Raw genomic sequence first — 22,891 nt, forward strand, 5'->3', positions numbered from 1 at the left:
TTCAGTGTTTTTTTTGCGCATTAATGCCTTTTCTCCCCCGTTTTGGGCGAATATATTCTAATCCTGTGATCTTGCTACATTTTTGTCTAAAGTGTTGAATAATCGCTCAATGCAATTTTAAAGAATGGTAACAATATGAAATACAAGACTTTGCTTCTTACCGCTCTGTTGCTGGTTGCTGGCCGTGCGGCGCAGGCGGAACAGATTGGATCTGTCGATACCGTGTTCAAAATGTTTGGCCCGGACCACAAAATTGTGGTGGAGGCGTTTGACGATCCAGATGTGAAAAACGTCACCTGCTACGTCAGCCGTGCGAAGACGGGCGGGATTAAAGGCGGTCTGGGGCTGGCGGAAGATACCTCAGATGCGGCGATCTCCTGCCAGCAGGTGGGGCCGGTTGAGCTGAGCGATAAAATCAAAAACGGTAAAGCGCAGGGTGACGTGGTATTCCAGAAACGGACATCGCTGGTGTTCAAAAAGCTGCAGGTGGTGCGTTTCTATGATGCGAAGCGCAATACGCTGGCTTATCTTGCCTATTCCGACAAAGTGGTGGAAGGCTCGCCGAAAAACGCCATCAGCGCCGTGCCGATTATGCCATGGCATTAATTCAGGGATGAACCATGCAACAACCTGTGGTCTGGCTGGTTGAAGACGAAACCAGTATCGCCGATACGCTTATCTACATGCTTCAGCAGGAAGGCTTTGCGGTAAAGGCGTTTGAGCGCGGTTTACCGGTGCTGGAGGAGGCGCGGCGGCAGATCCCGGCGCTCGCCATTCTGGATGTTGGGCTGCCGGACATCAGCGGTTTTGAACTTTGCCGCCAGCTGCTGGCGCAGCATCCGTCACTTCCGGTGCTGTTTCTCACGGCACGCAGTGATGAAGTGGATAAACTCCTCGGGCTGGAAATGGGCGCCGACGACTACGTCGCCAAGCCTTTTTCTCCGCGAGAGGTTTGCGCCCGGGTAAGGACAATTTTACGGCGGATGCAAAAATACGCCGCGCCAGCAGAAACGATGCGTATCGGGCAATTTGAGCTAAATGAACCTGCCGCCCGAATAAGCTGGTGCGGTGAAGTTTTACCCCTGACCCGCTACGAGTTCTTGCTGCTCAAAACCTTTTTACAGGCCCCCGGGCGGGTATTTTCGCGCCAGCAGCTGATGGACAAGGTATGGGGTGAAGACGGCGACAGCTTCGATCGTACCGTGGATACCCATATCAAAACCCTGCGCGCCAAGCTGCGGGCGGTGAACGATGAACAATCTCCCATCAGTACCCATCGGGGTATGGGCTACAGTCTGGGCCTTTACTGATGCGCATTGGGATGCGGTTGTTGCTGGGATATTTCCTGATCGTGGGCATCGCCGCGTGGTTTGTGCTGTCGATTTTTGTTCAGGAAGTGAAGCCCGGCGTGCGCAGGGCCACCGAGGGGACGTTGATCGATACCGCGACCTTGCTTGCCGAAATCGGGCGCGACGATCTTCTTTCGGGGAATGCGCAGCAGGGCAAACTGGCGCAGGCCTTTTCACAGCTCCATCAGCGGCCTTTCCGCGCCAACCTCGGCGGCATCTATAAGGTGCGTAACGAGTATCACGTCTATATGACCGATGCGCAGGGCAGAGTGGTGTTTGATTCCGCCGGTCTGGCCGTGGGGCAAGATTACTCGCGCTGGAACGATGTCTGGCTGACGCTTCGCGGTAAATACGGCGCGCGCAGCACTCAGAGCAATCCAGACGATCCTGAGAGTACGGTAATGTATGTTGCCGCGCCGGTTGTGGAGCAGGGTAAGATTATCGGCGTGCTGTCGGTCGGGAAACCGAACAGCGCGATGGCTCCGGTTATCCACCGCAGCGAGCGGCGGATCCTCTGGGCGGGTGGCGCGTTGCTCGGCATTGCCTTGCTGATTGGTCTCCTTGTCGCCTGGTGGATCAATTGTTCTATCAGTACGTTATCGCGCTATGCCGATTCGGTGACCACCGACACGCCTCTCCCGCTACCTAATCCGGGCAGCAGCGAATTGCACAAGCTGGCCCAGGCGCTGGAGAATATGCGCATTCGTCTCGAAGGGAAAAATTACATTGAACGCTATGTCCATGCGCTCACCCACGAGCTGAAAAGCCCGATGGCGGCCATACGCGGCGCGGCGGAAATCCTTGCCGAGCAGCCGCCGCCGCAGGTGGCAGCACGCTTTATTGATAACATTCTGGTACAAAACGCACGCATGCAGTCGCTGGTTGAAAAACTGCTCGCGCAGGCGCGGCTTGAAAATCGGGTCGAGATTACGCCGGAGGTCATCCGGGTCAATTCACTGTTTACCCGGCTTGCTGACGCGCGCTCGGCCCTGCTATCGGCAAAAGCGATTGTGCTGACTATCCAGCCTGTTCCGTTTAATGTTGAAGGCGATCCCGATCTCCTCGAACAGGCGCTCGGCAATTTGCTGGATAACGCCATCGATTTTACGCCTCAGGGCGGAACCATTGAACTGGCGGCCCGGGAAGAGCAGGGGCTGATACAGCTTGTCATCATCGACAGCGGAAGCGGGATCCCGGATTACGCGCTGGATCGTATTTTTGAACGCTTCTATTCCCTTCCGCGCGAGAACGGGCTGAAGAGCAGTGGGCTCGGGCTGGCCTTTGTGCAGGAGGTGGCGCGTCTGCATCAGGGAGAGATTACATTGCGCAATCGTGATGAGGGCGGCGTGATGGCCACGCTGACACTTCACCGTCCCTTCACATAACTTCAAACTGCCCCCACACAGCCTGGTTACGCTCTCTTCATCACAAAGGAGACGTAATGATGAAATCCCCCCTGTTCTGGAAAATAAGCACCCTGCTGGGGTGCATTCTGCTGCTGTTAGTCCCGCTGTTTATGGTAAGTAACCTCATTGCAGAGCGTGAAAGCTACCGTAATGATGTCGAAAATACGCTTCGCCAGAGCACCAGCGGACCGCAAAAACTGGTCGGCCCGCTGATTGCGATTCCGGTGACAGAGATCTTTTACAAGCTAGAGGATGAGAAGAAGGTCGAGTACAAGAAAAGCTATCTGCATTTTATCCTGCCGGAGTCGCTGCTTGTTGAGGGTAACCAGCGCGTTGAGTCCCGAAATATCGGCATCTATGACGGACAGATCTGGAACACCGATCTCAAAATAAAAGCTCAGTTCAGCACCGAAAAAATGACGCAGCTTAAAGGGGAAACGATGACCCTGGGGCAGCCGTTTATCGTTGTTGGAGTGGGCGATGCACGCGGTATTGGCACGGTGAAAGTCTCCAGTATCAACGGCGAGACGCTGAGCGTAGAGCCGGGTTCGGGTGTATCTGGCGCGCTTTCCGGTGTTCATATCCCGCTGACGGATAAAGCGCTGGAGTCAAAAACGTTTGCCATGGAGATGTCGCTGAATCTGGCGGGGACGGGGAGTTTTGCCGTGGTGCCCGTGGGACGTAACAGCGAAATGGCGCTGAACAGCAACTGGCCGCATCCGGGCTTCATGGGCAACTATCTGCCGGTGAAACACAAAATCGGTGATTCAGGTTTTCAGGCGAACTGGCAGAGCAGCTGGTTTGCGAACAACCTTGAGAGCTGGTTCAACGGGAGTGAGTCTCCTGAGTGGGAGTCGATCCCGGCTTTTAGCGTCACGGTAGCCACACCTGCCGATCAGTATCAGCTGACTGACCGGGCAATCAAGTATGCCATTTTGCTCATTGCGCTGACGTTTATGGCCTTCTTTGTCTTCGAAACCTTAACCGGGCTGCGCCTGCACCCCATGCAGTATCTGCTGGTGGGGCTGTCGCTGGTGCTGTTTTATCTGGTGCTGCTGGCGCTGTCAGAACACGTCGGCTTTACGCCTGCCTGGGTGGTTGCAAGCCTGGTGGGTGCTGCGATGAACGGGATGTACCTGCATGCGGTGCTAAAAAGCTGGAAGCGTAGCGGGTTGTTTGTGCTGGCCTTGCTGGGGCTGGACGTGGTGATGTGGTTTCTGCTGCGCTCGGAGGATAGTGCGCTGCTGTTGGGGTCAGCGGTGCTCGCACTGGCACTGTTCGCCGTGATGTACCTGACCCGGCATTTCGATTGGTATTCGCTTTCACAGCCGAAGCGCCCTGAGCCACCCGCAGAGCCCGATAACGACACGATGCGGATCTGGAAATAAAAAAAACGGCGCGAATGCGCCGTTTTTCTTTATTGCATTGACTGCGGGATTACTCCTGCAGGTCTCCGCAGAAACGGTACCCTTCGCCGTGGATTGTGGCGATGATTTCCGGCGTATCAGGCGTAGATTCGAAATGTTTACGAATACGACGGATGGTCACGTCTACGGTACGGTCGTGTGGCTTCAGTTCACGGCCGGTCATTTTCTTCAGCAGTTCTGCACGGGACTGAATTTTGCCCGGGTTTTCGCAGAAGTGCAGCATCGCGCGGAATTCGCTGCGCGGCAGTTTATACTGCTCACCGTTCGGGCTAATCAGCGAACGGCTATTGATATCAAGTTCCCAGCCGTTGAATTTGTAGCTATCGACGCTACGACGCTCTTCACTGACCGTGCCCAGGTTCATGGTGCGGGACAGCAGGTTGCGTGCACGAATGGTTAACTCGCGTGGGTTGAACGGCTTGGTGATGTAGTCATCCGCACCGATTTCCAGGCCAAGAATTTTATCAACTTCGTTGTCACGGCCCGTCAGGAACATTAACGCGACGTTCGCCTGCTCACGCAGTTCGCGCGCCAGAAGAAGCCCGTTTTTGCCCGGCAGGTTGATATCCATGATTACCAGGTTGATATCATTTTCAGAAAGGATCTGATGCATCTCTGCGCCATCGGTCGCTTCAAAGACATCGTAGCCTTCTGCTTCGAAAATGCTCTTTAACGTGTTGCGTGTTACCAACTCGTCTTCAACGATAAGAATGTGCGGGGTCTGCATGTTTGCTACCTAAATTGCCAACTAAATCGAAACAGGAAGTACAAAAGTCCCTGACCTGCCTGATGCATGTCGCAAATTAACATGATCGGCTTAACGTGACTAAAGTACGTAATTGCGTTCTTGATGCACTTTCCATCAACGTCAACAACATCATTAGCTTGGTCTTGGGTACTTTCCCTTTGGACCCGACAGTGTCAAAAACGGCTGTCATCCTAACCATTTTAACAGCAACATAACAGGCTAAGTGACACCAGACACCCAATAAAACTACGCTTCGTTGACATATATCAAGTTCAATTGTAGCACGTTAACAGTTTGATGAAATCATCGTAGCCGAATGCTAGCCTTTGTCACAATTTTTCAATAAACCAACTAGTTGCGGACATTGATATATAAACGAAGCGAATCCAATCAGAATAGGGTATTCATGATGCCATTATCATTATAAAACATAGGGATAATGGTCTTCTGTTAACATTCTAACTGATTGTTCAGACACAAAATAGTTTAGCGTCTTTAATTTGTTGTGAAACGCTATTTCGGTGATTTGTGTTGCAAATTTGTAAATTTGCGCTGCGTAATATGTTGAAGTGCATCACATTTTTACCCGCTAACTGATTAAAAAGAGAGCATAAATGCATCTGTCGATTGTACTGGTCGCCCCAGCCAGAGCAGAAAATATAGGCGCTGCGGCGCGTGCCATGAAGACCATGGGTTTTACCGATTTACGTATTGTGGACAGCACTGCGCACCTGGAGCCTGCTGCCCGCTGGGTGGCGCATGGTTCGGGAGATATTCTCGATAATATAACGACTTACGCTACGCTTGCCGACGCACTGCATGACATTTCGTTTACCGTTGCGACCACCGCCCGCAGCCGCGCGAAGTTCCATTACTACGCCACGCCTGCTGAGCTGGTGCCCATGCTGGAAGAGAAAAGCCAGTGGCTTGAGAAAGCGGCGCTGGTGTTTGGCCGCGAAGATTCCGGACTCACTAACGAAGAGCTGGCACTGGCGGACGTTCTGACTGGCGCGCCGATGGTCGCGGATTATCCGTCTCTGAATTTAGGCCAGGCGGTCATGGTCTATTGCTATCAATTAGCATCCTTAATACAAATCCCCCAGCCGCCCGATACAGGAACCGATGAAAACCAGCTGGCTGCCCTTCGCGCTCGCGTGGATAACTTGCTCTTGCGGCTGGATGTGGCGGACGATCAAAAAATGGCTGACTGGCTACACCAGCGTCTCGGACGACTTGAGCAGCGGGACACGGCAATGTTGCACCGTTTGCTGCACGATATTGAAAAAAAATTAGCCGAGTAAAATGCTGTCATAAGTTTTTACTATGGCGAAATTGTCTGTCATGGAGGGTTGCATTTGGGGGAATCGGATGAAAATAAATCGGCAAACAGCGGGGCGTGAGTCTCTGCGGAATTGTGATCAAATTAAAAATTCATTGACTTAAGGTGCCCGATCCTTTAACCCTAAAAGAATACAGCACAGACAGATAATAATGACAGAGTACACAACATCCATGAAACGCATCAGCATTACCACCATTACTACAACCATCATCATTACCACAGGTAACGATGCGGGCTGACGCGTACAGGAAAAACAAAAAAAAGCCCGCACCTGAACAGTGCGGGCTTTTTTTTCGGCTAAAGGAAACGAGGTAGAACCATGCGAGTGTTGAAGTTCGGCGGTACATCAGTGGCAAATGCAGAACGTTTTCTGCGTGTTGCCGATATCCTGGAGAGCAACGCCAGGCAGGGGCAGGTTGCGACCGTGCTTTCTGCCCCGGCAAAAATCACGAACCATCTGGTGGCGATGATTGAAAAAACCATCGGTGGTCAGGATGCACTTCCGAACATCAGCGACGCCGAGCGTATTTTCGCTGAGCTGCTGCAGGGGCTGGCGGAGGCACAACCCGGCTTCCCGCTCGCACAGCTGAAGTCTTTCGTTGAGCAGGAGTTTGCTCAGATCAAACATGTGCTGCACGGTATCAGCCTGCTGGGCCAGTGTCCGGACAGCATCAACGCGGCGCTGATCTGCCGCGGTGAGAAACTGTCAATCGCCATCATGGCTGGCCTGCTGGAAGCGCGTGGCCACGGCGTGACCGTCATCAATCCGGTTGAAAAACTGCTTGCGGTGGGCCACTACCTCGAATCTACCGTTGATATTGCCGAATCAACCCGCCGTATCGCCGCGAGCAAAATCCCGTCTGACCACATGATCCTGATGGCGGGCTTTACCGCCGGAAATGAGAAGGGTGAGCTGGTGGTGCTGGGCCGTAACGGCTCCGACTACTCTGCCGCCGTGCTGGCTGCCTGTTTACGCGCAGACTGTTGTGAGATCTGGACTGACGTCGACGGCGTGTATACCTGCGACCCGCGCCAGGTACCGGACGCCAGGTTGCTGAAGTCGATGTCTTACCAGGAAGCGATGGAGCTTTCCTACTTCGGCGCCAAAGTGCTTCACCCACGTACCATCTCCCCGATTGCCCAGTTCCAGATCCCTTGCCTGATTAAAAACACCGGTAACCCGCAAGCGCCAGGCACGCTGATTGGTGCCAGCTCCGATGAAGATGGCCTGCCGGTGAAAGGCATCTCCAACCTGAATAACATGGCGATGTTCAGCGTCTCCGGTCCGGGGATGAAGGGCATGGTCGGCATGGCGGCGCGCGTCTTTGCCGCAATGTCACGCAACGGTATCTCGGTGGTGCTGATCACGCAGTCCTCTTCCGAGTACAGCATCAGCTTCTGCGTGCCGCAGGCCGACTGCCTGCGCGCGCGCCGTGCGCTGGAAGAAGAGTTCTATCTGGAGCTGAAAGAGGAGTTGCTGGAGCCGCTCTCCATTCAGGAGCGTCTGGCCGTCATCTCCGTCGTGGGCGACGGGATGCGCACCCTGCGCGGTATCTCCGCGAAGTTCTTTGCCGCGCTGGCCCGCGCCAACATCAATATCGTGGCGATTGCCCAGGGCTCGTCTGAGCGTTCTATCTCCGTCGTGGTGGATAACGACGATGCCACCACCGGCGTGCGCGTGGTGCATCAGATGCTGTTCAATACCGATCAGGTCATTGAGCTGTTCCTGATTGGCGTGGGCGGTGTCGGCGGCGCGCTGCTCGAGCAGGTGAAGCGTCAGCAGGCGTGGCTCAAGAAGAAGCATATCGATTTGCGCGTCTGCGGTATTGCCAATTCCAGAGCGCTACTGACCAATGTGCATGGTCTGAATCTTGAAAACTGGCAGGCCGGGCTGGAAGAGGCGAAAGAGCCGTTTAATCTGGGTCGCCTTATCCGTCTGGTAAAAGAGTACCATCTGCTTAACCCGGTGATTGTCGACTGTACGTCAAACCAGGCCGTTGCCGACCAGTATGCGGATTTCCTGCGCGAAGGCTTCCACGTGGTGACGCCGAACAAAAAGGCCAACACCTCGTCGATGGATTACTATCACCAGCTGCGTCTGGCGGCGAGCAAGTCGCGCCGTAAGTTCCTGTACGACACCAACGTGGGCGCCGGCCTGCCGGTTATTGAAAACCTGCAAAATCTGCTGAATGCGGGCGACGAACTGCAGCGTTTCTCCGGCATTCTCTCCGGCTCCCTGTCGTTTATCTTTGGCAAGCTGGACGAGGGCATGAGCCTCTCGGAAGCCACCCGCGCCGCGCGCGAGCTGGGCTATACCGAGCCGGATCCACGTGACGATCTCTCCGGCATGGACGTGGCGCGTAAGCTGCTGATCCTCGTGCGCGAAACCGGTCGCGAGCTGGAGCTTTCGGACATTGTGATTGAACCCGTGTTGCCAGCCGAGTTTGACAGCAGCGGTGATGTCAGCACCTTTATGGCGAATTTACCCCAGCTTGACGATGCTTTTGCCGCGCGCGTGGCGAAAGCCCGTGATGAAGGTAAGGTATTGCGCTATGTTGGCAACATTGAAGAAGATGGCGTGTGCCGGGTGAAGATTGCCGAAGTGGATGGCAACGACCCGCTGTACAAAGTCAAAAACGGCGAAAACGCCCTCGCGTTTTACAGCCACTATTATCAGCCATTACCGCTGGTGCTTCGCGGCTATGGCGCAGGGAACGATGTTACAGCGGCGGGTGTGTTTGCCGATCTGTTGCGTACCCTGTCATGGAAGTTAGGAGTTTAACATGGTCAAAGTTTATGCCCCGGCTTCCAGCGCCAATATGAGCGTCGGATTCGATGTGCTGGGTGCGGCGGTCACGCCGGTGGACGGTTCGCTGTTGGGCGATACGGTTACGGTTGAGGCAGCGGCGAGTTTCAGCCTCAATAACGTGGGCCGATTCGCCAGCAAACTGCCGTCCGACCCGCGCGAGAATATCGTCTATCAGTGCTGGGAACGCTTCTGTCAGGAGATCGGCAAAAACGTGCCGGTCGCCATGACGCTGGAAAAAAGTATGCCGATTGGTTCGGGGCTGGGCTCCAGCGCCTGTTCCGTGGTTGCCGCGCTGGTGGCGATGAACGAGCACTGTGGCAAGCCGTTGAATAACAGCCGCCTGCTGGGGTTAATGGGCGAGCTGGAAGGGCGTATCTCCGGCAGTATCCACTACGACAATGTGGCACCGTGCTTCCTTGGCGGTATGCAACTGATGATCGAAGAAAATGGCATCATCAGCCAGCAGGTGCCAGGGTTTGATGAGTGGCTGTGGGTGCTGGCGTATCCGGGGATTAAGGTCTCTACCGCGGAAGCGCGTGCGATCCTGCCTGCGCAATATCGTCGTCAGGACTGTATTGCTCACGGACGTCATCTGGCGGGCTTTATCCACGCCTGCTATACCCGTCAGCCGCAGCTGGCGGCGAAGCTGATGAAAGATGTCATTGCCGAGCCGTACCGCACGAAGCTGCTGCCTGGCTTTAACGAGGCGCGACAGGCCGCCATGGATATCGGCGCGCAGGCGTGCGGCATCTCCGGCTCCGGCCCGACGCTGTTCGCCCTGTGCGATAAGCCAGACACCGCGCAGCGCGTGGCGGACTGGCTCTCTAAACACTACCTGCAAAATCAGGAAGGCTTTGTTCATATTTGCCGTCTGGACACGGCTGGCGCACGAGTACTGGGATAACGAATGAAACTCTATAACCTTAAAGATCATAACGAGCAGGTCAGCTTCGCGCAGGCAGTGACTCAGGGGCTGGGCAAAAATCAGGGGCTGTTCTTCCCGCATGACCTGCCGGAATTTCAGTTGACCGAGATTGATGAACTGCTGAAGCAGGACTTTGTCACCCGCAGCACCAAAATTCTGTCTGCGTTTATCGGCGACGAAATCCCTCAGGAGCTGCTGGAAGAGCGCGTGCGTGCGGCGTTTGCCTTCCCGGCTCCGGTGCAGCAGGTGGAGCCTGACGTCGGTTGTCTGGAGCTGTTCCACGGCCCGACCCTGGCGTTTAAAGACTTTGGCGGCCGCTTTATGGCGCAGATGCTGACCCACATCAGCGGCGACAAGCCGGTGACCATTCTGACAGCCACCTCCGGTGATACCGGTGCCGCGGTCGCGCATGCGTTCTACGGCCTGAAAAACGTCCGCGTGGTGATCCTCTATCCAAAAGGCAAAATCAGCCCGCTGCAGGAAAAACTGTTCTGTACGCTCGGCGGCAACATTGAGACCGTGGCGATCGACGGTGACTTTGATGCCTGTCAGGCGCTGGTCAAGCAGGCGTTCGATGATGAAGAGCTGAAGGCCGCGCTGGGGCTGAATTCCGCCAACTCCATCAACATCAGCCGTCTGCTGGCGCAGATTTGCTACTACTTCGAAGCGGTAGCGCAGCTGCCGCAGGAAGCGCGCAATCAGCTGGTGGTGTCCGTACCAAGCGGTAACTTCGGTGACCTGACGGCAGGATTACTGGCGAAATCGCTCGGTCTGCCGGTGAAGCGCTTTATCGCCGCTACCAACGCCAACGACACCGTGCCGCGCTTCCTGAAAGACGGGAAATGGGCACCGAACGCGACGCAGGCGACGCTCTCCAATGCCATGGATGTGTCACAGCCAAACAACTGGCCGCGCGTGGAAGAGCTGTTCCGCCGCAAGGTATGGCGTCTGGTGGACCTGGGCTACGCGGCGGTGACGGATGAGACCACTAAAGCGACCATGCGCGAGCTGAAGGCGGTGGGATATACCTCTGAGCCGCACGCGGCAATTGCGTATCGCGCACTGCGCGACCAGCTCAACCCGGGGGAATATGGTCTGTTCCTCGGTACCGCCCATCCCGCCAAGTTCAAAGAGAGCGTGGAAGCGATCCTGGGCGAAACGCTGCCGCTGCCAAAAGAGCTGGCCGAGCGTGCCGACCTGCCGCTGCTGTCACACGAGCTGCCTGCGGATTTTGCCGCGCTGCGTAAGTTGATGATGACTCGCGCGTGATTGTGTTGCCCGGTGGCGGCTACGCCTTACCGGACCTACGGGGTTTGTAGGCCGGGTAAGCGCAGCGCCACCCGGCAAAAGCAGCACCGATTTTTAGGCCGGGAAAGGCGAAGCCGCCACCCGGCTTTTTTGTGAAGAAAATAAGGAGGAATAAAGCAGGAAAAAAGCAGAAATTCCCAATAAATGCGGTCACTTAGCGTTTAGGATTGCAGAGAATAACATCCCCCGTTCCCCTCGCGTACTCTCCTTACATCGGCCCACGTTGGGCAAGAAGAATAAGGAGTCACAGATGTCTACACTGAAACCTGCACTCATCGCGCTTTCACTGGTGCTGGTCGCTCCCATGGCGGCACAGGCATCCGAAATCACCCTCGTACCGGCGGTTAAACTGCAGATTGGCGACCGGGACAACAGCGGGCATTACTGGGACGGCGGCCGCTGGCGCGACCACGACTGGTGGAAGGCGCATTATGACTGGCGTGATAACCACTGGCGCCCGCATGACGAACATCGCGATCGCGATCGCGACGATCGACACGACCATCATCATGACGATCGCCATCCAGGGCCGGACTGGAAGCACCATTAATGCAACACCCCGCCAGCAGGCTGGGTGTTGTTTTACTGTTCGTGGCGTTTAAAGACCAGTTCGCCTTTCCCCGACGCGTCTTCGTCAAAGAAATAGCCTTCGCTGTTAAAACCGGTCAGCTGCTCCGGCTTGGTCAGGCGGTTCTGAATGATATAGCGGCTCATGAGGCCCCGCGCCTTTTTGGCATAGAAGCTGATGACCTTGAACTTGCCGTTTTTCTCATCCAGGAAGACCGGCTTGATGATCTCCGCATCCAGCTTTTTCGGTTTCACCGACTTGTAGTATTCATCGGATGCCAGGTTAATCACCACGTTATCGCCCTGAGCGCGTAGCGCCGCGTTCAGCTTATCGGTGATAATTTCGCCCCAGAAATGGTACAAGTCTTTGCCTTTGGCGTTTTCCAGACGAATGCCCATCTCCAGACGGTACGGCTGCATTAAATCCAGCGGACGCAGTACGCCATACAGACCCGACAGCATACGCAGATGCTGCTGGGCAAAATCGAAGTCGGCTTCACTGAAGTCTTCCGCCTGCAGACCGGTATAGACATCACCTTTAAACGCCAGAATCGCCTGACGCGCGTTAGCAGGGGTGAAATCCGGATGCCATTCATGGAATCGGGTCGCGTTCAGGTCCGCCAGCTTGTCGCTGATGCCCATCAGCGAGGCGATTTGCGGCGCAGAGAGCTTGCGCGCTTCACGGATCAGCTGCTGTGAATAATCCAGCAGTTCTGGCTGGGTATAGCGCTCAGTGGCGAGCGGGCTCTGGTAGTCGAGCGTTTTTGCAGGTGAAATCAGAATCAGCATATCCAGTCCTTGCAGGAAATTTAGAGCGACTTTAACAAAAAATCGCCCTGAATTGATCGATAGCTGTTATCGCCGGGGCAAATCATCCCAGGTGCCAGGGGCAAGTTGTGACGCAATTTCGGGGTAACGTGATGCATCAAATACCGGGGCAACCCCCAGCTTGCGCTGGCGAAGATAATCTTTGGCAATAAGCGTCACAACGGGGGAGAGCAGCAGGATCGCCGTCAGGTTAGTGATTGCCATTAGCGCCATAATGACATCCGCCAGCTGCCAGATCATAGGCATCGTCAGAAGGGCGCCCGCGAACACCATCAGTATCACCCCCAGGCGAAGCAGGAGGATAGCAGGGCGAGCGTTGAATCTCAGGAAAATGAGGTTGTTTTCAGCGTACAGATAGTTGACCACAATTGAGCTGAAGGAGAACAACATCAGTATGAGCGAGACAAAGCCAGCCCCCCAGCCGCCGGTCAGGTTCACCAGCGCCTGCTGAAGAAATTGTATCCCGACGGCATCCGAGGTATGGGGTACCGGGCCGGCCAGCAGGAGGATCATGGCACTGGCGGAACAGATGATCACCGTATCCATAAAGACGCCAATCATCTGCACAATACCCTGCGCAGCCGGGTGTGGCGGCCACGAAGAGGCGGCCGCTGCGACGTTGGGAGTGGAACCCATTCCGGCTTCATTGGAGAACATGCCCCGTTGAAAACCTGCCATCAATGCCTGGCTCAGGGTATAGCCCAGCGCGCCTGATGCGACTTCTCGCCAGCCAAAGGCGCTTTTAAAGATGGACGCAATGACCCCAGGAACCTGTTCGAAATGCAGTGCTGCAACGACCAGACTCGCGGCAACCCAGAGCAGGGCCATAATGGGCACCAGCCACTGCATCAGGCGGGCGACGCCCCTAAGGCCGGCAGAAATGGCGAGCAAAACAAAGAGGGCTAACACGCTGCCCGTGAGCCACTCCGGACAGGAGAAGGTATAGCGCAGAGCATGGGCAACCGAGTTTGACTGGACGGTATTAAAAATGAGGCCGTATGCGAACAGTAAAAAAAGCGAGAACAGCACGCCCATCCAGCGCATCCCTAAGCCACGCGCCATATACCATGACGGGCCGCCACGAAACTGTCCGCTTTTATCCTTCTCTTTGTAGAGTTGCGCCAGCGAACTTTCGGCGAAAGAGGTGGCCATCCCCAGAAGTGCCGTGACCCACATCCAGAACACTGCACCAGGCCCTCCTGCGCTGATGGCCAGCGCAACGCCTGCAAGATTGCCGCTGCCAAGGCGTGCCGCAAGGCTGGTACAAAGCGCCTGAAACGAAGTGAGTCCGCCCGGATGGGGCGTGACGCTGTTTTTCAGACTTCTGCCAAACTTGCGAATATAGCGAAACTGGATAAACCCACTGCGTAGCGTAAACCAGATACCTGCTCCCAGGAGCAGGTAAATCATTATCGAACCCCAGAGGACTTCGTTAATAAAGAAAAAGAAATCAGGCATTAACGTCCCTCTTGTTGATGCCAATGTGAATATGTAAGCGCTACCACTGATTGGGCATGCTGTTGCTTAGCAGCCTGTTAATATTCTCAGTTTATCATACTCTGCCTAAGCGCACTGTCTGCGGTTGCGCTACCCCTCCGTCGTGTTATCATCAGGGCAGACCGGTTACATCCCCCTAACAAGTAAACCTGTCATTTTTCCGCTGCAGGCATGCTGTCGGTAGCGTGAATTATCCAGGGCACGTTAAAAGAGAAACACTATCATGACGGATAAATTGACCTCCCTTCGTCAGTTCACCACTGTCGTAGCTGACACCGGAGATATCGCGGCAATGAAGCTGTACCAGCCGCAGGATGCCACAACTAACCCTTCTCTGATCCTTAACGCCGCACAGATCCCTGAGTATCGCAAACTGATTGACGAGGCCGTGACCTGGGCGAAAGCACAGAGCAATGACCGCGCGCAGCAGGTTGTGGATGCCACTGACAAACTGGCCGTGAACATCGGTCTGGAAATTCTGAAACTGGTCCCGGGCCGTATCTCCACCGAAGTGGATGCACGTCTGTCCTACGACACCGAAGCGTCAATTGCTAAAGCAAAACGTCTGATCAAACTGTACAACGATGCGGGCATCAGCAACGACCGTATCCTGATCAAACTGGCGTCTACCTGGCAGGGCATCCGCGCGGCGGAGCAGCTGGAAAAAGAAGGCATCAACTGTAACCTGACCCTGCTGTTCTCCTTCGCGCAGGCGCGTGCTTGTGCTGAAGCTGGCGTATACCTGATTTCTCCGTTCGTAGGCCGTATTCTGGACTGGTACAAAGCCAACACCGACAAGAAAGAGTACGCGGCGTCTGAAGATCCAGGCGTGGTTTCCGTGACTGAAATCTACGAATACTACAAACAGCATGGTTATGAGACCGTGGTGATGGGCGCAAGCTTCCGTAACGTCGGTGAAATCATCGAACTGGCTGGCTGTGACCGTCTGACCATCGCACCTGCGCTGCTGAAAGAGCTGGCTGAAAGCGAAGGTACCATCGAGCGCAAACTGTCTTACACCGGTGAAGTGAAGGCGCGTCCAGAACGCATCACCGAATCCGAGTTCCTGTGGCAGCACAACCAGGATCCAATGGCGGTAGACAAACTGGCGGACGGTATCCGTAAGTTTGCTATTGACCAGGAAAAACTGGAAAAAATGATCGGCGACCTGCTGTAATCATTCTGCGTGACCGGGTCCCCGGTCACGCTACTTCTTTCGTACTCTGTCTGAATTTCCCCTCTGCGTGTATCATTCCCTTTAATCAGTACTTTTTGAATGGAATGGATATGAATACCTTACGCATCGGCTTAGTGTCGATTTCCGACCGCGCCTCCAGCGGCGTTTACCAGGATAAAGGCATCCCTGCTCTGGAAGAGTGGCTGGCAAGCGCGTTGACCACCCCGTTTGAGATCCAGACCCGCCTGATCCCGGACGAACAGCCAATCATCGAGCAGACCCTGTGTGAGCTGGTGGATGAAATGAGCTGTCACCTTGTGCTGACGACGGGCGGAACCGGCCCTGCGCGCCGCGATGTTACCCCGGACGCGACGCTGGCGATTGCCGATCGTGAAATGCCCGGCTTCGGTGAACAGATGCGTCAGATCAGTCTACACTTTGTCCCGACGGCCATTTTGTCTCGCCAGGTGGGAGTGATCCGCAAACAGGCGCTGATTCTGAACCTGCCGGGCCAGCCGAAGTCCATCAAAGAGACGCTGGAAGGACTGAAAGCGGAGGATGGCAGCGTCATCGTCCACGGCATCTTTGCGAGTGTACCGTATTGTATACAGTTGCTGGAAGGGCCGTACGTCGAGACGGACGACAAAGTGGTAGCAGCATTTCGTCCTAAAAGCGCCCGACGCGAGACAATCTCCTGAAATTAATTAAAATGTGACATTAGCGTCAGCCGCAGTGGTGTGTAAATGGATTTACGATATAGTAATTTTTTCTTTACGATTGCTGTGAAAAATAATCCACAACACATGCACAATGGTTCGCTATGTCACATAACACCCGACCTCTGAATCGACAGGATTACAAAACCCTCACGCTCGCCGCTCTGGGCGGCGCGCTGGAGTTTTACGACTTCATCATCTTTGTTTTCTTCGCCGCTGTGGTAGGGGAGTTGTTCTTCCCGGCGGATATCCCGGAATGGCTGCGACAGGTGCAAACCTTCGGCATTTTTGCTGCCGGATATCTGGCACGTCCGCTGGGCGGCATTGTGATGGCGCACTTTGGCGATCTGGTCGGGCGCAAGAAAATGTTTACCCTGAGTATCCTGCTGATGGCCGTGCCGACGCTGGCGATTGGCCTGCTGCCAACCTATGCCTCAATGGGTATTGTTGCCCCGTTATTGCTGCTACTGATGCGTATTCTTCAGGGGGCGGCGATCGGTGGTGAGGTACCGGGGGCGTGGGTGTTTGTTGCGGAACATGTTCCGGCGCGCCGCATTGGTATCGCCTGCGGCACCTTAACCGCGGGGTTAACGGTGGGGATTTTGCTTGGTTCCGTCGTTGCGACCATTGTAAACACCAGCATGACGCAGCAGGCTGTGCACGACTGGGGCTGGCGCTTACCGTTCCTGCTGGGCGGAGCGTTTGGCCTGGTGGCGATGTACCTGCGTCGCTGGTTGCAGGAGACGCCGATTTTCCTTGAGATGCAGCAGCGCAAAGCGCTGGCTCAGGAGTTGCCGGTCAAAGCCGTGGTGGTGCGCCATAAAAAAGCGGTCGTGGTGTCGATGCTGCTCACCTGGCTGCTCTCGGCGGGCATCGTGGTGGTGATTTTGATGTCGCCGGTCTGGCTGCAAAAACAGTACGGGTTCGCCCCGGCAGTGACGTTACAGGCGAACAGTATCGCGACCATTATGCTTTGCTTTGGCTGTCTTGCCGCCGGGCTGGCTGTCGATCGCTTCGGTGCCAGCGTGACCTTTATCGTCGGCAGCCTGTTACTGGCCGTATCAAGCTGGGCGTTTTACCATTTGGCAGGCAGCCACCCTGAACAGCTGTTCCTGCTGTACGGTGTGGTAGGCCTGTGCGTGGGCGTTGTCGGGGCGGTACCGTATGTGATGGTACGTGCGTTTCCACCTGAGGTGCGCTTCACCGGCATCTCATTTTCTTACAACGTCTCGTATGCCATCTTTGGCGGACTGACGCCGATTGCGGTGACGGTATTAATGGGTGTGTCTCCCCTGGCGCCGGCCTGGTACGTGCTGGCGTTATCGTTAATGGGGCTGGTATTGGGGGTTTGGCTTCGGCAGTCAGGGGAAAATCGTGCCCGCGAGGCGGGCACGACAGACGAATCAGTGTTTTTCACCAATCGGTAGAATAGTGCGGCCGAACTGCTCGTTCAGCACTTCACCCATGGCCAGGTAGATAGCGCTTGCGCCGCATACCAGGCCAATCCAGCCTGCAACGTGTACGATGCCTTCGTTATCCACCAGGTGGCCGATGGCCAGCAGGGCGAACAGTACGGTCAGGCTCAGGAAGACGAACTGCAGCGCGCGGTTCCCTTTCAGCGTGCCGAAGAACATGAACAGGGTGAAGACGCCCCACAGACCCAGATACACGCCCAGGAAGTGGGCATTCGCTGCGTCTGCCAGACCCATTTTAGGCATCAGCAGGATAGCGACCAGCGTCAGCCAGAACGAGCCGTAAGAGGTGAAGGCGGTTAAGCCGAAGGTGTTGCCTTTCTTATATTCCAGCAGACCCGCGAAGATTTGTGCTATGCCGCCGTAAAAAATGCCCATCGCCAGGATAATGCCATCCATCGGGAACATCCCGATGTTGTGCAGGTTCAGCAGGATAGTGGTCATGCCAAAACCCATCAGGCCCAGCGGAGCCGGATTAGCCAACTTAGTGTTGCCCATAAGTCCTCAAAAAAATCATCATTAATATGGTGAAATGGTTAAACCCGCGTCATTACTCCCTGACGGGGCGCGGCATCATAATGGGCGCAATCGATGCCGTCTATGATCTCATCAGGGTGAAATTAAAAATTTTTTTACGCTTGCCCCTTGATGGATGCCGTAGCGACCCCATCTTGTAGTCAACCGCAGTGTGTGGACCTGAAAAAAATCAAATCTGGGCAGTTGAAAAAGCACGTTCTGCCCTTATTACAGGTACACAACCACATGTTGACTGAATTTTTAGTGGAGACGTTTAGATGGGTAAAATTATTGGTATCGACCTGGGTACGACCAACTCTTGTGTAGCGATTATGGACGGCACTACTGCACGCGTGCTGGAGAACGCCGAGGGCGATCGCACCACGCCTTCTATCATTGCTTATACCCAGGATGGTGAAACTCTGGTTGGTCAGCCGGCTAAACGTCAGGCAGTGACAAACCCGCAAAATACCCTGTTTGCGATTAAACGCCTGATCGGCCGCCGCTTCCAGGACGAAGAAGTTCAGCGTGACGTTTCTATCATGCCTTATAAAATCATCGCAGCAGATAACGGCGATGCATGGCTTGATGTGAAAGGCACCAAAACTGCACCACCGCAGATCTCTGCTGAAGTGCTGAAAAAAATGAAGAAAACTGCTGAAGATTACCTGGGTGAGCCAGTAACTGAAGCCGTTATCACCGTACCTGCCTACTTTAACGATGCTCAGCGTCAGGCTACCAAAGATGCTGGCCGTATCGCAGGTCTGGAAGTAAAACGTATCATCAACGAACCTACCGCAGCGGCTCTGGCTTACGGTCTGGATAAAGAAGTGGGCAACCGCACTATCGCGGTTTACGACCTGGGTGGTGGTACCTTCGATATCTCTATTATCGAAATCGACGAAGTTGACGGCGAAAAAACCTTCGAAGTTCTGGCAACCAACGGTGATACCCACCTGGGTGGTGAAGACTTCGATACCCGTCTGATCAACTACCTCGTAGACGAGTTCAAGAAAGATCAGGGCATCGACCTGCGTAACGACCCGCTGGCCATGCAGCGCCTGAAAGAAGCCGCTGAGAAAGCGAAGATCGAACTGTCTTCCGCTCAGCAGACCGACGTTAACCTGCCGTACATTACTGCAGATGCGACCGGTCCTAAACACATGAACATCAAAGTGACCCGTGCAAAACTGGAAAGCCTGGTCGAAGACCTGGTGAACCGTTCTATCGAGCCACTGAAAGTTGCTCTGCAGGATGCTGGCCTGTCCGTGTCTGATATCAATGACGTTATCCTCGTTGGTGGTCAGACCCGTATGCCAATGGTCCAGAAGAAAGTGGCTGAGTTCTTCGGTAAAGAGCCACGTAAAGATGTTAACCCGGACGAAGCCGTTGCTATCGGTGCTGCCGTTCAGGGTGGTGTATTGACTGGTGAAGTGAAAGACGTTCTGCTGCTGGACGTTACCCCGCTGTCTCTGGGTATCGAAACCATGGGCGGCGTGATGACTGCGCTGATCACTAAAAACACCACTATCCCGACCAAGCACAGCCAGGTGTTCTCTACCGCTGAAGACAACCAGTCTGCGGTAACCATCCATGTGCTGCAGGGTGAGCGTAAACGTGCGTCTGATAACAAATCTCTGGGTCAGTTCAACCTGGATGGTATCAACCCGGCACCACGCGGCATGCCGCAGATCGAAGTGACCTTCGATATCGATGCTGACGGTATCCTGCACGTTTCCGCGAAAGACAAAAACAGCGGTAAAGAGCAGAAGATCACCATTAAGGCTTCTTCCGGTCTGAACGAAGAAGAGATCCAGAAAATGGTTCGTGAAGCAGAAGCGAACGCGGAATCTGACCGTAAGTTCGAAGAGCTGGTTCAGACCCGTAACCAGGGTGACCATCTGCTGCACAGCACCCGTAAGCAGGTTGAAGAAGCGGGCGACAAACTGCCAGCGGAAGATAAAACGGCTATCGAAGCTGCACTGACCGCGCTGGAAACGTCTCTGAAAGGCGAAGACAAAGCGGATATCGAAGCGAAGATGCAGGAGCTGGCACAGGCTTCCCAGAAGCTGATGGAAATTGCTCAGCAGCAGCACGCGCAGCAGCAAGCGGGCGCTGACGCTTCCGCGAACAACGCGAAAGACGACGACGTTGTCGACGCTGAGTTCGAAGAAGTTAAAGACAAAAAATAATCGCCCTGATGCAGGGTAATTAATCGGCACGGGCGTAGGAGAACTCTCCACGCCCGTGCTCGCATGTTAAGGGGCTTAAAAAAACCAATGGCAAAGCAAGACTATTACGAGATTTTAGGCGTTCCGAAAACTGCGGAAGAGCGTGAAATCAAAAAGGCGTATAAGCGCCTGGCCATGAAATTCCACCCGGACCGCAACCAGGGGGATAAAGAGGCTGAAGCAAAATTTAAAGAGATCAAAGAAGCCTACGAAGTCCTGACCGATGCACAAAAACGTGCGGCCTATGACCAGTACGGCCACGCAGCCTTTGAACAGGGCGGCATGGGCGGCGGCGGATTCGGTGGCGGCGGCTTTGGCGGCGGTGCTGATTTCAGCGACATCTTCGGCGACGTGTTCGGCGATATCTTTGGCGGCGGTCGTGGTCGTCAGCGCGCAGCGCGCGGCGCAGACCTGCGCTACAACATGGAGCTGACGCTGGAAGAGGCCGTTCGCGGTGTCACCAAAGAGATCCGTATCCCGACGCTGGAAGAGTGTGACGTGTGCCACGGCAGCGGCGCGAAAGCGGGTACCCAGCCGCAGACCTGTCCAACCTGTCACGGTTCCGGTCAGGTGCAGATGCGTCAGGGCTTCTTCGCAGTACAGCAGGCCTGTCCTCACTGTCATGGCCGCGGTACGCTGATTAAAGATCCGTGCACTAAATGCCACGGTCATGGTCGCGTTGAGAAAACCAAGACCCTGTCCGTCAAAATCCCGGCAGGCGTGGATACGGGCGACCGCATCCGTCTGGCAGGTGAAGGTGAAGCCGGTGAGCACGGCGCACCGGCAGGCGATCTGTACGTTCAGGTTCAGGTGAAGCAGCATGCCATCTTCGAGCGTGAAGGTAACAACCTGTACTGTGAAGTGCCGATCAACTTCGCCATGGCGGCGCTCGGTGGTGAAATTGAAGTGCCTACCCTGGATGGTCGCGTCAATCTGAAGATCCCGGGCGAAACCCAGACCGGTAAGCTGTTCCGCATGCGCGGTAAAGGCGTGAAGTCCGTTCGCGGCGGTGCTCAGGGCGACCTGCTGTGCCGTGTGGTTGTAGAAACCCCAGTGGGGCTGAATGACAAGCAGAAACAGCTACTGAAAGAGCTGCAGGAGAGCTTTGGCGGCCCAACGGGCGAGAAAAACAGTCCGCGCTCCAAAAGCTTCTTTGATGGCGTCAAAAAATTCTTCGACGACTTGACCCGCTAATCTGTTAGCCGGTTTTCAACGATATAAAGCCCGGAAGCGATTCCGGGCTTTTTTATTTTGGGGGATAGATCGGTAAAACTGAGTCTACACTCAATATTAATCTGTTTTTGCCGAGCTATTTGGCTTGGTATTATGGTTTTATCGAGGTATTGTTGTAAAAGAGAGAACTTAAATGAAATTACTACACCGTTTCTTTAGCAGTGAGGCGTCCGGTGGTGTGATCCTGATTATTGCCGCGGCAGCCGCAATGGTGCTGGCGAACCTGGGCATGACGCGCGATCTCTATCACGCATTTTTGGAAACACCCGTTGAGCTGAAGGTCGGGGCGCTGGAAATTAACAAGAACATGCTGCTGTGGATCAACGATGCGCTAATGGCGGTGTTCTTCCTGCTGGTGGGACTTGAGGTCAAACGGGAGCTGGTGTTGGGCTCCCTCGCCAGCCGTCAGCGCGCCGCCTTTCCGGTGATCGCCGCTATCGGCGGGATGGTCGTTCCGGCACTGCTGTTCCTTGCGTTTACCTGGCAGGATCCTGTTGCGCGTGACGGGTGGGCTATCCCGGCGGCAACGGATATCGCGTTTGCGCTCGGTGTCTTAGCCTTGCTCGGCAGCCGCGTGCCGATGGCGTTGAAAATCTTCCTGATGGCGCTGGCGATCATTGATGATCTGGGCGCGATCGTGATTATCGCGCTGTTTTATACCAGCGATCTGTCGATTCTGTCGCTGAGCGTGGCGGCAGGCGCAATTGCGGTCCTGGCGCTGCTGAACATTTTCAATGTCCGCCGCATCGGCATTTACATCCTCGTGGGGATGGTACTCTGGACAGCGGTATTGAAATCCGGCGTGCATGCCACGCTGGCCGGGGTGATTGTTGGCTTCTTTGTGCCGCTAAAACCGCAGGAGGGTAAATCCCCTGCTAAACAGCTTGAGCATGTCCTTCACCCGTGGGTCGCCTTTATGATCCTGCCACTGTTTGCCTTTGCTAACGCCGGCGTTTCCCTGCAGGGCGTGACGCTGGATGGGCTGACGTCTGTCCTGCCGCTGGGCATTATTGCCGGGCTGTTTATTGGTAAACCGCTGGGGATCAGCCTGTTCTGCTGGCTGGCGCTGAAGATGAAGCTGGCATCGCTGCCGAACGGCACCACCTTTGGTCAGATTATGGCTGTCGGCGTGCTGTGTGGTATTGGATTTACCATGTCGATCTTTATCTCGACGCTGGCGTTTGGCGCAAATGCCCCTGAACTCATCGTCTGGGCGAAGCTCGGCATTCTTATCGGGTCATTACTGGCCGCGGTAATCGGTTATACCTTGTTGAAGGTGAAATTGCCCGGACAGGCTGTCCAGGCATAACGGAAACCGGGAGAAGATGAGCCTTCTCCCG

The 22,891-nt window shown here is 55.0% G+C and carries 21 protein-coding genes and 1 other annotated feature; of the genes, 17 read left to right on the plus strand and 4 right to left on the minus strand.

Annotated elements, in window-relative coordinates:
• Positions 1-135 precede the first annotated feature (135 nt).
• The 4 genes from creA to creD are packed head-to-tail and all read left to right on the plus strand — an operon-like array spanning position 136 to position 4,143.
• Complete coding sequence (gene creA, locus L3068_RS03060; protein ID WP_014882476.1) at positions 136-606, plus strand: protein CreA; 471 nt, start codon at positions 136-138, stop codon at positions 604-606.
• A 14-nt stretch (positions 607-620) separates the two neighbouring features.
• Complete coding sequence (creB, locus tag L3068_RS03065; RefSeq protein ID WP_117580881.1) at positions 621-1,310, plus strand: two-component system response regulator CreB; 690 nt, start codon at positions 621-623, stop codon at positions 1,308-1,310.
• Positions 1,310-2,734, plus strand: coding sequence for a two-component system sensor histidine kinase CreC (gene creC / locus L3068_RS03070; RefSeq protein WP_117580883.1), 1,425 nt, complete (start codon positions 1,310-1,312; stop codon positions 2,732-2,734). Before creB ends, creC begins: the two co-directional genes overlap by 1 nt.
• A 56-nt stretch (positions 2,735-2,790) precedes the next feature.
• Positions 2,791-4,143: a cell envelope integrity protein CreD gene (gene creD / locus L3068_RS03075; RefSeq protein ID WP_176260872.1), complete on the plus strand. Its 1,353-nt coding sequence runs from the start codon at positions 2,791-2,793 to the stop codon at positions 4,141-4,143.
• 49 nt (positions 4,144-4,192) lie between these two features.
• Here the strand turns inward: creD and arcA are convergent, their stop codons facing one another.
• Positions 4,193-4,909: a two-component system response regulator ArcA gene (arcA, locus tag L3068_RS03080; RefSeq protein ID WP_003856501.1), complete on the minus strand. Its 717-nt coding sequence runs from the start codon at positions 4,907-4,909 to the stop codon at positions 4,193-4,195.
• 95 nt (positions 4,910-5,004) lie between these two features.
• On the opposite strand from arcA, the gene yjjY reads away from it, so the two are divergent.
• The 7 genes from yjjY to L3068_RS03115 all read left to right on the plus strand — a co-directional run bounded on the left by yjjY (position 5,005) and on the right by L3068_RS03115 (position 11,864).
• Positions 5,005-5,145 carry a YjjY family protein gene (yjjY, locus tag L3068_RS03085; RefSeq protein ID WP_085928893.1) on the plus strand — a complete coding sequence of 47 codons (141 nt, stop codon included), beginning with the start codon at positions 5,005-5,007 and terminating at the stop codon, positions 5,143-5,145.
• Between the two features lie 399 nt (positions 5,146-5,544).
• On the plus strand, positions 5,545-6,231 hold the full coding sequence (locus L3068_RS03090) for a tRNA/rRNA methyltransferase (RefSeq protein ID WP_117580888.1): 687 nt from the start codon (positions 5,545-5,547) through the stop codon (positions 6,229-6,231).
• Between the two features lie 211 nt (positions 6,232-6,442).
• Positions 6,443-6,511 (plus strand): thr operon leader peptide, encoded by a 69-nt coding sequence (thrL, locus tag L3068_RS03095; RefSeq protein WP_015572623.1) that lies wholly within the window; start codon positions 6,443-6,445, stop codon positions 6,509-6,511.
• Positions 6,450-6,567 (plus strand) — a sequence feature (Thr leader region). (Overlaps the previous gene by 62 nt.)
• Before the next feature lie 24 nt (positions 6,568-6,591).
• Positions 6,592-9,054 (plus strand): bifunctional aspartate kinase/homoserine dehydrogenase I, encoded by a 2,463-nt coding sequence (gene thrA / locus L3068_RS03100; protein WP_014882481.1) that lies wholly within the window; start codon positions 6,592-6,594, stop codon positions 9,052-9,054.
• A 1-nt stretch (position 9,055) separates the two neighbouring features.
• Complete coding sequence (thrB, locus tag L3068_RS03105) at positions 9,056-9,985, plus strand: homoserine kinase (protein WP_014882482.1); 930 nt, start codon at positions 9,056-9,058, stop codon at positions 9,983-9,985.
• Between the two features lie 3 nt (positions 9,986-9,988).
• Positions 9,989-11,275, plus strand: a complete 1,287-nt coding sequence (gene thrC / locus L3068_RS03110; RefSeq protein ID WP_023332051.1) for a threonine synthase — start codon at positions 9,989-9,991, stop codon at positions 11,273-11,275.
• A 289-nt stretch (positions 11,276-11,564) separates the two neighbouring features.
• A complete protein-coding gene (locus L3068_RS03115) occupies positions 11,565-11,864 on the plus strand; it encodes a DUF2502 domain-containing protein (protein ID WP_045282215.1) in 300 nt (99 codons plus the stop codon).
• A gap of 32 nt (positions 11,865-11,896) precedes the next feature.
• On the opposite strand, the gene yaaA is transcribed toward L3068_RS03115, so the two are convergent.
• Entirely contained in the window at positions 11,897-12,670 is a 774-nt protein-coding gene (gene yaaA / locus L3068_RS03120; protein WP_014882485.1) for a peroxide stress protein YaaA, read from the minus strand.
• A gap of 66 nt (positions 12,671-12,736) precedes the next feature.
• A complete protein-coding gene (locus L3068_RS03125; RefSeq protein WP_023336743.1) occupies positions 12,737-14,167 on the minus strand; it encodes an alanine/glycine:cation symporter family protein in 1,431 nt (476 codons plus the stop codon).
• Between the two features lie 262 nt (positions 14,168-14,429).
• On the opposite strand from L3068_RS03125, the gene tal reads away from it, so the two are divergent.
• From tal to L3068_RS03140, 3 genes are all read left to right on the plus strand, one after another.
• Positions 14,430-15,383, plus strand: coding sequence for a transaldolase (gene tal / locus L3068_RS03130; RefSeq protein ID WP_014882487.1), 954 nt, complete (start codon positions 14,430-14,432; stop codon positions 15,381-15,383).
• 110 nt (positions 15,384-15,493) lie between these two features.
• Complete coding sequence (gene mog, locus L3068_RS03135) at positions 15,494-16,081, plus strand: molybdopterin adenylyltransferase (RefSeq protein ID WP_032637529.1); 588 nt, start codon at positions 15,494-15,496, stop codon at positions 16,079-16,081.
• 122 nt (positions 16,082-16,203) lie between these two features.
• A complete protein-coding gene (locus L3068_RS03140) occupies positions 16,204-17,526 on the plus strand; it encodes an MFS transporter (RefSeq protein ID WP_032637528.1) in 1,323 nt (440 codons plus the stop codon).
• Here the strand turns inward: L3068_RS03140 and satP are convergent.
• Positions 17,503-18,069: an acetate uptake transporter gene (gene satP, locus L3068_RS03145; RefSeq protein ID WP_023332055.1), complete on the minus strand. Its 567-nt coding sequence runs from the start codon at positions 18,067-18,069 to the stop codon at positions 17,503-17,505. The genes L3068_RS03140 and satP overlap by 24 nt on opposite strands.
• 296 nt (positions 18,070-18,365) lie before the next feature.
• On the opposite strand from satP, the gene dnaK reads away from it, so the two are divergent.
• From dnaK to nhaA, 3 genes are all read left to right on the plus strand, one after another.
• Positions 18,366-20,279 carry a molecular chaperone DnaK gene (gene dnaK / locus L3068_RS03150; RefSeq protein ID WP_014882491.1) on the plus strand — a complete coding sequence of 638 codons (1,914 nt, stop codon included), beginning with the start codon at positions 18,366-18,368 and terminating at the stop codon, positions 20,277-20,279.
• Positions 20,280-20,366: 87 nt separating this feature from the next.
• A complete protein-coding gene (gene dnaJ, locus L3068_RS03155; protein WP_014830600.1) occupies positions 20,367-21,512 on the plus strand; it encodes a molecular chaperone DnaJ in 1,146 nt (381 codons plus the stop codon).
• A gap of 172 nt (positions 21,513-21,684) precedes the next feature.
• Positions 21,685-22,860 (plus strand): Na+/H+ antiporter NhaA, encoded by a 1,176-nt coding sequence (gene nhaA, locus L3068_RS03160; RefSeq protein ID WP_023332057.1) that lies wholly within the window; start codon positions 21,685-21,687, stop codon positions 22,858-22,860.
• The last annotated feature ends 31 nt before the right edge of the window (positions 22,861-22,891 follow it).

Source organism: Enterobacter cloacae complex sp. ECL414 (assembly GCF_021869685.1).
GTDB lineage: Bacteria > Pseudomonadota > Gammaproteobacteria > Enterobacterales > Enterobacteriaceae > Enterobacter > Enterobacter kobei.